Source organism: Serratia sp. LTN-2, from assembly GCF_059740205.1.
On the sequence record NZ_JCAXDO010000024.1, the window covers coordinates 1 to 11629 of the forward strand.

General features: G+C 64.1%; 12 protein-coding genes. 1 reads left to right on the top strand and 11 read right to left on the bottom strand.

What is annotated here, in order from left to right; all coding sequences use genetic code 11:
* On the bottom strand, positions 1–83 hold an 83-nt coding region (locus AC6BYQ_RS25535; RefSeq protein WP_134267863.1), incomplete at its 3' end, for a thiamine pyrophosphate-binding protein.
* Positions 84–321: 238 nt separating this feature from the next.
* Between AC6BYQ_RS25535 and loiP the strand changes: the two genes are divergently transcribed.
* A complete protein-coding gene (gene loiP / locus AC6BYQ_RS25540; protein WP_019456034.1) occupies positions 322–1074 on the top strand; it encodes a metalloprotease LoiP in 753 nt (250 codons plus the stop codon).
* Between the two features lie 42 nt (positions 1075–1116).
* Here the strand turns inward: loiP and AC6BYQ_RS25545 are convergent, their stop codons facing one another.
* The 10 genes from AC6BYQ_RS25545 to AC6BYQ_RS25590 all read right to left on the bottom strand — a co-directional run bounded on the left by AC6BYQ_RS25545 (position 1117) and on the right by AC6BYQ_RS25590 (position 11605).
* Complete coding sequence (locus AC6BYQ_RS25545; RefSeq protein ID WP_498057726.1) at positions 1117–2757, bottom strand: thiamine pyrophosphate-binding protein; 1641 nt, start codon at positions 2755–2757, stop codon at positions 1117–1119.
* 52 nt (positions 2758–2809) lie between these two features.
* Entirely contained in the window at positions 2810–4279 is a 1470-nt protein-coding gene (locus AC6BYQ_RS25550; RefSeq protein ID WP_498057713.1) for an aldehyde dehydrogenase, read from the bottom strand.
* Between the two features lie 16 nt (positions 4280–4295).
* Complete coding sequence (locus tag AC6BYQ_RS25555) at positions 4296–5090, bottom strand: aspartate dehydrogenase (protein ID WP_063917993.1); 795 nt, start codon at positions 5088–5090, stop codon at positions 4296–4298.
* A gap of 15 nt (positions 5091–5105) precedes the next feature.
* Positions 5106–5900, bottom strand: a complete 795-nt coding sequence (locus AC6BYQ_RS25560; protein ID WP_019456038.1) for an SDR family oxidoreductase — start codon at positions 5898–5900, stop codon at positions 5106–5108.
* On the bottom strand, positions 5897–6715 hold the full coding sequence (locus AC6BYQ_RS25565) for an alpha/beta fold hydrolase (protein ID WP_498057714.1): 819 nt from the start codon (positions 6713–6715) through the stop codon (positions 5897–5899). The genes AC6BYQ_RS25560 and AC6BYQ_RS25565 overlap by 4 nt, the downstream gene beginning before the upstream one ends.
* The gene (locus AC6BYQ_RS25570) at positions 6715–7239 is read right to left on the bottom strand and encodes a cupin domain-containing protein (protein WP_019456040.1); all 525 of its coding nucleotides are present in this window, start codon (positions 7237–7239) and stop codon (positions 6715–6717) included. Before AC6BYQ_RS25570 ends, AC6BYQ_RS25565 begins: the two co-directional genes overlap by 1 nt.
* Before the next feature lie 32 nt (positions 7240–7271).
* The gene (locus tag AC6BYQ_RS25575) at positions 7272–8528 is read right to left on the bottom strand and encodes an MFS transporter (protein WP_016930045.1); all 1257 of its coding nucleotides are present in this window, start codon (positions 8526–8528) and stop codon (positions 7272–7274) included.
* A gap of 23 nt (positions 8529–8551) precedes the next feature.
* Complete coding sequence (locus AC6BYQ_RS25580) at positions 8552–9763, bottom strand: NAD(P)/FAD-dependent oxidoreductase (protein ID WP_498057715.1); 1212 nt, start codon at positions 9761–9763, stop codon at positions 8552–8554.
* Positions 9760–10701: a VOC family protein gene (locus tag AC6BYQ_RS25585; RefSeq protein WP_498057716.1), complete on the bottom strand. Its 942-nt coding sequence runs from the start codon at positions 10699–10701 to the stop codon at positions 9760–9762. Before AC6BYQ_RS25585 ends, AC6BYQ_RS25580 begins: the two co-directional genes overlap by 4 nt.
* Before the next feature lie 109 nt (positions 10702–10810).
* The gene (locus AC6BYQ_RS25590) at positions 10811–11605 is read right to left on the bottom strand and encodes an IclR family transcriptional regulator (protein ID WP_004937625.1); all 795 of its coding nucleotides are present in this window, start codon (positions 11603–11605) and stop codon (positions 10811–10813) included.
* Positions 11606–11629: the final 24 nt, after the last annotated feature.

An 11629-nucleotide genomic window follows, 5' to 3' on the forward strand; every position in this document is an offset into this window, starting at 1 on the left:
CCCGGGTGGCCGGAATTTGCTTTTTGTACGGCGTCCATGCTGAGTGCGCGGATGGCGTTGGCAAGCTCTTTACGAGAGGACATGTTTTACTCCAGGTCGGATAAAAAAAGCAGTCAAGTTCCCTATTTTCTCAGACTCCACATCACAACGGCAATCCCTAATGCCAAATGAGAGCGAGTTCACCACTTATTAGCACGATTGGACGCTTTTTCGGAATAACACTATTCTCGCCCCGGCTGGCGTACACTAGGCTCTTGCGACAAGATTTCCTCCAAGCAAAATGACTTTTTTACCTTGTTACCTTCACAGGAAGATGGCGTTATGAAGATCCGTACCTCTTTGATTGCGTTGGGCATTGCCACCTTGGCAACCGGCTGTCAAAACCTGAACACCGAAACCTTGATGCAGTCCGGCGCGCAGGCGTTCCAGGCGGCGACCCTGAGCAACAACGACGTTAAGGCCCTGAGTGATAAATCCTGCGCCGAGATGGACAGCAAGGCACAAATCGCGCCGGCCGACAGCACCTACGCCAAGCGCCTCAACAAAATCGCCGCGGCGCTGGGCGACAACATCAACGGCACCCCGGCCAACTACAAGGTCTACGTGACCAAAGACGTCAACGCCTGGGCGATGGCCAACGGCTGCATCCGCGTTTACAGCGGCCTGATGGACATGATGAACGACAACGAAGTGGAAGGCGTGCTGGGCCACGAAATGGGCCACGTGGCGCTGGGCCACACCCGCAAGGCGATGCAGGTGGCTTACGGCACCGTGGCGCTGCGCACCGCGGCGTCCTCCGCCGGCGGCGTCATCGGTTCACTGTCGCAGTCGCAGCTGGCAGACATCGGCGAGAAGCTGGTCAGCGCCCAGTTCTCGCAGAAGCAGGAAAGCGAAGCGGATGATTACTCGTTCGATCTGCTGAAAAAACGCGGCATCGATCCGAACGGCCTGGCCACCAGCTTCGAGAAGCTGGCCCAGATGGAAGCCGGCCGCCAGAGCAGCCTGTTCGACGATCACCCTTCTTCCCAAGCGCGCGCGCAGCACATTCGCGATCGCATCGCGGCAGAGAAATAACCGCGAGAACGCCCGGCGATTGCCGGGCGTTTTTTTTCCGTCTCAATACAGCGTTTTCTGCGGCGGCCCGGCGAAGGTCAGCGGCCCGACCTGCTTCATGTCCACCTCGACCACCGACGGCCCCGGGTAGTTGATCGCCTCGGCCAACACGCCGTTGAACTGCGCCGCAGCTTCCACCTTCCAGGCTTTCAGCCCCATCGCTTCGGCGATCTGGGTAAAGGCCGGCGTATGCAGCTCGTTGTAATACTGGCGCCCGGCGAAATACTTGTCCTGAATGCCGCGCATCACGCCATAACCGCCGTCATTCATGATAAGCAGAGTGATATTCACCTGTTCCTGCGCCATGGTCGCCAGCTCGCCCAGGCCCAGCGCCAGACCGCCGTCGCCCACCAGCCCCACCACCTTGCGCTGCGGGTTGGCGATCGCGGTGCCGATGGCCATCGGCAGCCCCATGCCGATGGCCCCGGCCAGCGAGTGAACGTTGCACAGCGGCGAGATCGCGCGGAACAAACGGCTGCCCCAGACGCTGCCGGAAACGGTGATATCGCGCACCAGCAATCCATCCTGCGGCAGCGCGGCGTCGATGGCGTCATTGAGTTTGGCGTATTCACCGGACTGCTGACGCAGCGCGTTCTCCGCCTGCCGCACCGCTCCGGCGATCTCGGCATCCCACTCGGCGTTGACCTTCTCGCCGGGGGCCAGCCGCGCCGCCAGCGCCGTCAGCAGCGCGACGCAGTCACCGTTGACCTGCTCATCGGCCAGGTAATTGCGGTTGGCCGCCGCCGGATCAATGTCGATCTGCACCAGCGGGCGCGGCAGCGGCAGCGTCCAGGTGCGGGTTTCATTACTGCGCAGGCGCGAACCGGCCACCAGCGTCAGATCGCACTGCGTCAGGATCGCTTCGATGCTCGGTGAGTTATGGAACGCCCGCAGGCTACGTGGATGGCTGTCCGGCAGAATGCCGCGCCCGTGGGTGCTGGAGATTACCGCCACGCCGGCGTCCGCCAGCTTGCGCACCGCGTCGCCGCAGGCCAAGGCGCCGCCGCCTAACCACAGCAGCGGACGCTTGGCCTGTTTCAACCGCTGATGCAGCCGCTCCACCGCCGCATCGTCCGCCTTCGGCAATGGCGCCGGCGCCAACGGTTCGCTCAGCACCGAACGGGAAACCAGGCTGCTTTGAATATCGATCGGGATCTCGACCGCCACCGGGCCGCAGGGCACGGTTTGCGCATCCAGGATCGCCCGCTGGATCACCGCCACCGCCTGCTCAGGCGAATTGACCCGATAAGCGCGCTTGGAGCAGGCGCGCAGGAAGCCGAGCTGATCGCGGGTTTCATGAATAAAGCCGGCGTCGGCGTCCAGATAGGCTTTCTCTACCTGGCCGGTGATATGCAACAGCGGCGTGTTGGCGTTGAGCGCCTCAATCATCGCCCCCACCGCGTTGCCGGCGCCGGCGCCGGTGCTGGTCAACGCCACGCCCAGACCGGAGAAGCGCCCGTGCGCGTCGGCCATGGTGACCGCACCGGCTTCGCCGCGCGCCGGCACGAAACGGATCTTATCGCGCTGCCCCACCGCATCGGCGATCGGCAGATTATGAATCGAAATGATGCCGTACATCGCCGACACCGCGTACTGTTCCAGAGTCCGGGCTATCGCCTCGCCAACCGTGATTTTATCGCTCATCATCTGCCTTCTTAGGGTATTCGTTATTAGGATTATGCGTAGAGGTGTCGGCCTAGTCGCTCCAGCGGTTCACCTGATGGCTCAGCGCCAGATACAGGCTTTTCTGCTGCATGTAGGCCTTGATGCCGTTCAGGCCTTTTTCGCGGCCCAGCCCGCTTTCCTTGAAACCGCCGAACGGCGTGGAAATCGAGAACGTTTTGTAGGTGTTGACCCAGACGGTGCCGGTTTCCAGCCGTTCCGCCAACGCCATCGCCCGCGGGAAATCACGGCTCCAGATGCCGGCCGCCAGGCCGTACACCGAGTCATTGGCCTGTTCAATCAGCCGTTGTTCGTCGTCGAACGGCAGCGCCACCAGCACCGGCCCGAAGATCTCCTCCTGGCAGACGCGAGCGTCGTTGTTCAATCCTTCGATGATGGTCGGCAGGTAATAACTGCCGTTCGCCAACTGCGGATCGGCCGGCGCTTCGCCGCCGATGAGCACCCGGCCGCCCTCCTGCCGCGCCAGCGCCACGTAGTCCGCCACGCTTTGCCGATGTTTGGCGCTGATCAGCGGACCAAGATGCACACCCGGCACCAGCGGGTTGCCGATGCGCAACCCCGCCGTCAGTTCGGTCAAGCGCGCCAGCAACGGCTGATACAGCGAACGATGCACGAACAGCCGCGAACCGGCGATGCACGCCTGGCCGGCGGAGCTGAAAATGCCGTAACAGATGCCGCGCGCCGCCTGTTCCAGATCGGCGTCCTCCAGCACGATGGTCGGCGATTTACCGCCCAGCTCCAGCGACGTGGGGATCAGCTTGTCGGCGGCGATGTGCGCCAAATGGCGCCCGGTGCCGGTACCGCCGGTAAAGGCGATCTTTTTCACCAGCGGATGACGCGCCAACGCCTCGCCGATCACCGAACCTTTGCCCGGCAATACGCTGAGCAACCCGGCTGGCAGACCCGCCTGTTCGAACAGCTCAGCCAGCTTCAGCGCCATCAGGGGCGTGGCTTCGGCCGGTTTGAGCACCACCGCGTTGCCCGCCGCCAGCGCCGGCGCCACCTTCTGCATTTCGCTGGCGATCGGCGAATTCCACGGCGTAATGGCGGCGATCACCCCCATCGGCTGATACTGGCTGAGCGTCATCACCTCGGCGCTACGCGGGGTCGGCAACTCGCCTTCCAACGCTTCGCAGGCGGCGGCGAAGTAGCGCGCGGTCGCCGCCGCGCTGGCCACCAGGCCGCGGGTTTCCGCCAGCGGCTTGCCGTTGTCGCGGGTCTGCAGCTCGGCCAACTGCTCCTGCTGCGCCAGGATCAGGTTGCTGACGCGGTAGAGGATCGAGGCGCGCTGATGCGGCACCAACCCGCGCCACTCCGGCGCGCGCCAGGCGCGTTCCGCCGCCTCCACCGCCTCGTTCACGTCCTCGACGTTAGCAGCGCGCAGCCGCGCGTTGACGCTGCCGTCGGCCGGGAATACCGAAGTCATCTCTTCGCCACGCCCTTCACGCCAGCGCCCGGCGACAAAAATATTCAATCGTTCCATGCTTCGCTCCTGCCCTTCAGGCAATAAAACCGCCGTCCACCAGACGGCGGCAGGCTTGTACCGCGCTCAGCGCCGCCAGGGTTGATGTTTTGGGATTGCTCGCCAGCGGGGTGCCGCTCAGCTCGATGTGGAACTCGCCAAAATCGCCGCACACCTGCAGACGATGGGTATTGCGCCGGGTGGCGGGATCGACCTGCAGACGCACCCGGGTGGCATCCATCCCCAGGCCGTTGAGCGCAATAGTGGCCGCCACGTTGGCGTTGGCCGGGAACAAACGCGCCGCTTCGCGCGCCGATCCTTCAAAAAATACCTGCGCCTCGCTCACCGCATCGAGGTCGATCAACTGCTCCGCCTTGCTGCCGCGCCAGCTGGCCGGACTTTTGCTGGCCTGGTAGGTCACGCTCTCCAGCCCGCCTTCGCGCGCCGACGCCAACCCGTCCATTCCCGCCACCGCACCGGACAGCACGATCAGCCGCCCTTGATGGCTGCGGCAGGCCTGCTGCAGCCGCTGTTGCAATGCGGCGTCCGCCAGCGCGCCGGTCGAGATCACCGCCAGCGGCCAACCGCGTTGCAGCACCGCTTCGCCGAACTCCGCCACCGCCTGCTGGCTGGCGCACTCCAGCACCAGATCCGGCCGCTGCGAACACTGCTCGGGATGGGTCAGCGCCTGCACCTGCCCGCCGAAGGCCTCGGCGATCGCCGCATGATGAGCTGCGCGCGCCAGGATCCAGCCGACCTCCACGCCTTCCGGCAAACGGGCGATCACTTCCTTCGCCATCGCACCGTAGCCAATCATCATGATCTTCTTCATCTTTTTCGGCCCCTGCTACACATGGCGGTTAAAGCCGCCGGAAACGTCCAGCGCCGCGCCGGTGGTAAAGGAAGCCAGCGGCGAAGCGAGGAACAGCAGCGCCTGCGCCGGCTCCTGCGGTTTGCCGAGGCGCTTCATCGGGATGCCGCGCCGTTCGGCGATCGCCGCCGTCCACTGCTCCCAGCTTTGATCTTTATCGCTGCGCTCTTCGAAACGGCGGCGCCATTGGCCCGACTCCACCATCCCCAACAGGATCGAGTTAACGCGAATGCCTTTGTCCACCAGCTCTTTCGACAGCGTCAGCGTCATGTTGAGCAGCGCGGCGCGTGCCGCCGAGGTGGCGATCATGTGTTCTTCCGGCTGCAGCGCCAGCAGCGAGTTCACGCAAGTGATCGACGCGATCGCCGAACGCTCCAGCGCCGGTAAAAACGCCTGCACCGGGTTAATCACGCCGAACAGCTTCAGCTCGGCTTCATGCAGCCAGGCTTCGCGCGGCGTCTGGTCAAAATGCGCGACGAAGCCCTGGCCGGCGTTGTTGATCAGCAGATCCACGCCGCCGAAATGCGCCGTCACCTGGGCGGCGAACTGCGCCACCTGCTGCGCGTCCAACACGTCACAGCGCAGCGCCAGGATCTCCGCCTGCGGGAAGTCCGCGCGCAGGCTGGCCTCCGCGCCGGCCAGTTTGTCCGGATCGCGGCCGCAGAACGCCACCTTCGCCCCTTCGGCCAGCAGCAGCTTCAGGGTTTCGAAACCGATGCCCGACGAACCGCCGGTCACCACCGCCACTCGATTCTCAAGCTGAAAATTCATCGTTGGATTGCTCCCGTAAAGTCCCGCAGATAGCGGTTGAAACACCCCGGTGCATCGAGGTAGCTGGCGTGGCCGGCGGCGGCGATCAGGCGCAGCGTCGCGTCCTGATCGCGCGCCAGCTCGCCCGCGTTCTCCGGCGGCGTAATGCGATCCTGTTCGCCGCACCACACTTCCAGCGGGCCGCGATAGCGCGCCAGATAACGGCCGATATCGTCGTTGGCCAGCATCCAGGCGGCGCGCAGAAAACCGTCGGGATCGAGCTGCTGCATGCCGTTGCGCACCCAGGCGATGTCCTGCGGATCCGCCCCTTCGCGCAGCAACGCCGCCGCCCGCTGCTCGCCGTAGCCGACCGGCCCCAGCGTCTCTATCATTTGTTGGCGCTGGCCGTATACCTGCCGACGTTTTTCCTCCGGCGCCGTGGCGTACCCCTGCGCCGGATCCGCCAACACCAGCCCGCACAGCCCATCCGGATAGCCGGCGGCGTAGGCGCTGCCGATCAGCGCCCCCAGCGAATGGCCGACGATCAGCGGCTGCACCAGCTGCAGCTCATCAATCAGCGCCGCCAACGCCGCCGCATAACCGGCGGCATCGGCCTGCGGTTCCGCCAACGGCAGGCTGCCGCCGTAGCCCGGCGCGTCCCACGCCACCAGACGGTGACTGTCCGTCAGGCCGCTCTCGTTGAACTGCTTGATCCACGAGGCGGATCCGGAGCTGATGCCGTGCAGCAACACTACCGGCTGCCCCTGCCCAGCCTCGCGCCAGCTCAGGGTGTACGCCCCGCAGCGCGCCCGTTGGCGTTGCGCCAGGCCGTTCATCAGTTGCGCTTCACTTTGGACAGCGGGTGATCCGCCGGATAGGTCGGGATCTCCGGCTTGGCGGTGCCGAGCATCACGCACATCAGCGCCTCTTCCTCGCCGTGATTGAACAGGCCGCGATACACCCCCGCCGGCACCGAGATCAGATCGCGCTCTTTCAGCTTGGTCTCGTAATACTCTTCGCCATCCTGGATCATCAGCGTGATGCTGCCTTTCAGCATGAAGAACACTTCCTCCACGTCGTCATGCAGGTGCAGCGGGCCCTCGCACTTCGACGGCAGCACCATGGTGGAAAAGGTGAAGTTGCCCGCCGGAATGGTATTGGCGTCGCTGGCCACGCCGGTGGCGCCGGTACCGATGTAGCGCATCTGCGCACGACGGTATTTCGGATCGAAGTCGGCCTGGAATTTCAGCGCATTCCAGTCGTATTTCCGGCCTTCGAAACGGGCGATGCGCGACTCCACCCAGTTCTCTATCGACAGATCCTGCGGCTTGACGCCGGCTTTGTTCTCAACCTGAGACATGTTGTCACTCCTCTGTTGAATCGATTGATTAATCAGTACTTTCTCAGCAACGGCAGCAGAATGAGGCAACCGACGAACGCCATCACCACCAGGAACAGCAGGCCGTTATCCATATTGCCGGTGGCGGCGATCAACGCCCCCATCAGCACCGGCGCCAGCGCGCCGGCAAAATTGCCCAATCCGTTGAAGATGCCGCCGGCGGTGGCGCTGACCTTGCTGCTGGTCGCCTTTGCCAACAGTGCGAAAATATTCGGCGCGCCGGCGCCCCACATAAAGGTGCTGAAGGCCATGGCGGCGATCACGCTGTAAGTGCCCTGCAGATGCAGCACCACTGCCAGGCCGAGACCGGCGCCGCACAGCGACAGGAAGCAGGCCAGCGCGCGGCGATCCAGCTTGTCCGACAGCCAGGCGCCCAGCACTTCGCCGAGCAACATGGCGATGAACGGCAGCGAAGAGAGGTAACCGGCATGCTCCAGATGAATGCCTTTGCCCTTGATCAGGTAGCTCGGCAGCCAGCCGTTCATGCCCCACAGGTAGGTCAGGAAGGCGATGTTGAACAGGCAAATCATCCAGAAGTGCGGACTGCGCAACAGCTCGCGGCGGTGCTGTTTGCGCTCGGAAACCGCCGGTTTGGCCGCCGCCGCCGGACGCGATACGTTCAGGTGGCGCATGCCGAACAGCACCAGCAACATCACCGGCAGCGTCAGAAACGCCATAAAGAAGAAGGTCGCCTGCCAGTCGAAGGTATTGAGGATGTACAGGGTAACCGGGAAGCCGAGCGCGGCCCCCAGCGGCGTGCCGAGCAGCCACAGCATGGTGGCGCGCGCCTGCAGCTGCGGCGGGAAGGCCTGGCGAATAATGGCGTAAGCCATCGGCAACAGCGGCCCTTCGGCGATGCCGAGCAGAATGCGCAGCGTCATCATGGCGTGATAGGAACGCACCAGCCCCATCAACACCATCAGCACGCCCCACACCACCATCATGCCAATCAATACTTTGACCGGGTTAAGCCGATCGCCAATGCCGCTGAGCAGCATCGAAGAAATGCCGTACGAGAACAGAAACGCGCTCATCAGCAACCCCAGCCGCGCCGGGTCAAAACCGATGCCCAACGCCTGCTGAAACTCGGCGTCGGAAAACAACGCCGCGATGCTGATCTTGTCGAAAAACGCCAGCAGTACGCAGGCAAACAGCGCGATCGGCACCGACCAGCGCACCCGCTGCTGCGGATTTTCGGCAACGGTTTCCCCCGCCCGTCCAGCGCGGGCGTCAATGTCTTGCGTAGTCATAAAACGCTCCCGAGGTTCGGGCGTTATTTCAACGCCATCAAAGAAAACTCCGCATCCGCCAGCTGCTGCGGATCCAGCACCCGGCCGCTCGCCAGCCAACGCTTGCCGAGCTTGATGGTGCGCGCATCGTTGAACGCCACCATCTGCACCAGCTGCCGATCGGCGTTCAACGTGAAGAACACCTGCGACTGCGGCGTGCGGCGCACCACATGGTGCACGCCGCCGCTCGGCACGCCGAGGATCTGGATATTGGCGTCGTATTGATCCGACCACAGCCAGGCCACGTCGTCATACGGGGCGGCGAAGGCATCGAGCATCGCGCAGGCGGTGCTGATGGCCTGATTTTGCGCGTAGGCCCAGGACTGCAGGCACAGGCCGAGCGTCGGGTGGCGCGCCACGTCGCCGGCAGCGAAGATCGCCGGATGGCTGGTGCGCCCCTGACCGTCGACCACGATGCCGGACTCGATCGCCAGCCCGGCGCTGCGCGCCAGTTCGAGATTCAGCTCGACGCCGATCCCCACCACGACCAGATCGAACGCCTGCGGATCGCTGAGTTCGCTGCCGATCCAGGCCGCGCCGTCACGATCTTCCAGCGAGATTTCGCCGCAGCCGCACAACAGCGTGACGCCCTGCTGGCGATGCAGCTCGAGCAACGCCTGTGAGACGTCGGCGCCGACGCTGCGCATGCACAGCGCGGGTTGGCGTTCAAACACCGTCACCTCGGCGCCGAGACGGCGCGCAGAAGCGGCGATCTCCAGCCCGATCCAACCGCCGCCGACGACAGCCAGGCGACGGCAGCCCTGCAGCCCCTGCCGCAACCGGGCCGCATCGTCCCAGGAACGCAACGTCATGACGCGCGGGTGCTGCGCCCAGGCGGCGCCCGGCAAACGCGGCCGCCCGCCGGTGGCGATCAGCAACTGCTCGAATTGCAGCCGTTGCCCGTCGCTGAGCGTGACGATTTGATGCTCTGCGTCGATGGATTCGGCGCGCAGCGGGCGGCGCCAGTCGATGTTCAGCTCTGCCACCGCCTGTTCGCTGAACAGCCGGCTGAGGGGAGCGGCGGCATCCAGCAGCGCCGCTTTCGACAGCGGCGGCCGCTCGTAAAAATCGTAGGGTTCGTCGCTGACAACCGTCAGCCGGCCGCTGTACCCCCGGTCGCGCAGCGTATTGGCCGCCCAGCCGCCGGCCTGGCCGCCGCCGACGATGACGATGCCCGCGTGTTCCGGCTGGTTCATAACGCCTCCGCCTTTTTATGCTGGCGGCGCGTGTCGTGATCGATGCCGCCTTCTACCGCCCATTCGGTGAAGGAGACCAGCGAATGCTCTAGCTCACGCGGCTGCCAGTTTTCCGTCAGATAATCGTCGTTGGTGTAGTACTCGAACGCGCCGCCGGTCGGGCTGTTGACGTACCAGAAATAGGCCGAGGAAATCGGGTGACGGCCGGGGCCGATAAAGGTGCTCCACCGCTCTTTGTTCATGGCGATGCCGCCGCCGATCACCTCATGGATATCGCGCACGGTGAACGCCACATGGTTCAGGCCGCGTGGACGATTAGGCAGCTTCAGCAGGAACAGGTTATGGTGGCCGCCGCGCGGCTGGGTGCGCAGGAAAACGGCGCGATCGATGTAGCGATCCGATACCTGGAAATCCAACAGCTCGCGGTAGAAACGCTCGGTCGCCGCCAGATCCTCAACGAAGAACACCACGTGGCCGATGTTGATCGGCTGCGCTTGCGAATAGACCGGGCTGGGTTGATCGATGCGGCGCACGTCGCCCCATTGGTTGATCGGCGTGACCGGCACCTCGACCGCCTGCTGGCGGCTGACGACGAAGCGCAGCGTCATGCCGTTAGGATCGAGGCATTCCAGCGCATCTCCCACCTGACGGAAGCCGGGCATCAGCGCCAAACGCGGCTGCAGGCGTGCCAGATCGGCGGGCGAGGCCACGCCCCAGGTCATGCGACGCAGGGTGGAACCGCCTTCAAACGCCGCAGGCAGCGCCGCGCTTTGCATCGGATGCAGGACGACCCGCGCCCCGCTCAGGGTAGTGAATTCGCGCTGCGGTTCGCCCTCTTGTTGTGCGGCGGGTTGCAGGCCGAAGTCTCGCATGAATTTTTCGCAGGTTGGCAGATCTTCGACGCCAAATTCCAGTTTTTCGATTCCGATTACGCTCATTGTTCAGCCTCTCGTTCTCGCTGCATACGTTTTTCAGGCATGATCGAACCCCGGCCCCTGTTTGCTATGGACCTTATCCCTGCCTGAGTAAAAGAGTCGGTTCTGTCGGTTAGCCGACGTTGGCCTGCGGCGGCGCGCCCAGGAAGCCGGAAATTTTCTCCGCCGCGTCGCGCACTTCCATGCGCAGCCGCTCGCGATCCGCTTTCGGGATCTCATCGGACGGCACCATGATGCTGACCACCGCCTCGACCCGCTGCTCGCGGTTGAAAATCGGGTAGACGATCGAGGAGATGCCGTGGCGGAAGAACGATTCGCCGATCACATAGCCGCGCGCTTTGTCTTGCTGCACCATTTGCCACAGCGTTTCGCGATCCGCCGGGGTGCCCGGCGCATTGCCCGGCAGCTGGGCATCCGGGTAAAGCTGTTCGAACTCGCTGCGGGTGGCGCTGGTCAACAGCATGCGCCCGAGCGAGGTTTGGTGTACCGGCAAGCGGGTGCCGACGCTGACCTGATTGATCTGTGAACCGGCGGCGCTGACGCGGGCGATATAGATCACGTCGCGTCCGTCGCGGATCGCCAGATGGCTGCTGCACTGGCTGCGATCGCGCAGCTGCTCGATCACTGGCTGGCCGGCCTGTGCCACGTCCAGCGACGCGATGTATTCGAAGCCAAGGCGCAGCACCTTGATGCCCAGCGCAAAAGTGTTGGTGCGCGGATTGCGCTCCAAAAAGCCCAGATGCTCGAGCGTTTGCACCACGCGGTAGGCGGTGGCCTTCGGCATATCGACCAGACGGTGCAGCTCGGCGAAGGTCATTTCCTTATGCTGCTCGCCAAACGCCAGCAGCAACTGCAACCCGCGATCCAGTCCCGGGATCAGATATTTACATGCTTGCTCGTCCGCCATGTTTCGCTCCTGCGCTGTGCGCCT

What these genes read in the sequence shown, in the direction of transcription:
- AC6BYQ_RS25570 (WP_019456040.1), bottom strand. Translation starts at nt 7,239, where the DNA reads ATGTCTCAGGTTGAGAACAAAGCCGGCGTCAAGCCGCAGGATCTGTCG.
- AC6BYQ_RS25580 (WP_498057715.1), bottom strand. Translation starts at nt 9,763, where the DNA reads ATGAACCAGCCGGAACACGCGGGCATCGTCATCGTCGGCGGCGGCCAG.
- AC6BYQ_RS25585 (WP_498057716.1), bottom strand. Translation starts at nt 10,701, where the DNA reads ATGAGCGTAATCGGAATCGAAAAACTGGAATTTGGCGTCGAAGATCTG.
- AC6BYQ_RS25555 (WP_063917993.1), bottom strand. Translation starts at nt 5,090, where the DNA reads ATGAAGAAGATCATGATGATTGGCTACGGTGCGATGGCGAAGGAAGTG.
- AC6BYQ_RS25590 (WP_004937625.1), bottom strand. Translation starts at nt 11,605, where the DNA reads ATGGCGGACGAGCAAGCATGTAAATATCTGATCCCGGGACTGGATCGC.
- loiP (WP_019456034.1), top strand. Translation starts at nt 322, where the DNA reads ATGAAGATCCGTACCTCTTTGATTGCGTTGGGCATTGCCACCTTGGCA.
- AC6BYQ_RS25560 (WP_019456038.1), bottom strand. Translation starts at nt 5,900, where the DNA reads ATGAATTTTCAGCTTGAGAATCGAGTGGCGGTGGTGACCGGCGGTTCG.
- AC6BYQ_RS25550 (WP_498057713.1), bottom strand. Translation starts at nt 4,279, where the DNA reads ATGGAACGATTGAATATTTTTGTCGCCGGGCGCTGGCGTGAAGGGCGT.
- AC6BYQ_RS25575 (WP_016930045.1), bottom strand. Translation starts at nt 8,528, where the DNA reads ATGACTACGCAAGACATTGACGCCCGCGCTGGACGGGCGGGGGAAACC.
- AC6BYQ_RS25565 (WP_498057714.1), bottom strand. Translation starts at nt 6,715, where the DNA reads ATGAACGGCCTGGCGCAACGCCAACGGGCGCGCTGCGGGGCGTACACC.
- AC6BYQ_RS25545 (WP_498057726.1), bottom strand. Translation starts at nt 2,757, where the DNA reads ATGAGCGATAAAATCACGGTTGGCGAGGCGATAGCCCGGACTCTGGAA.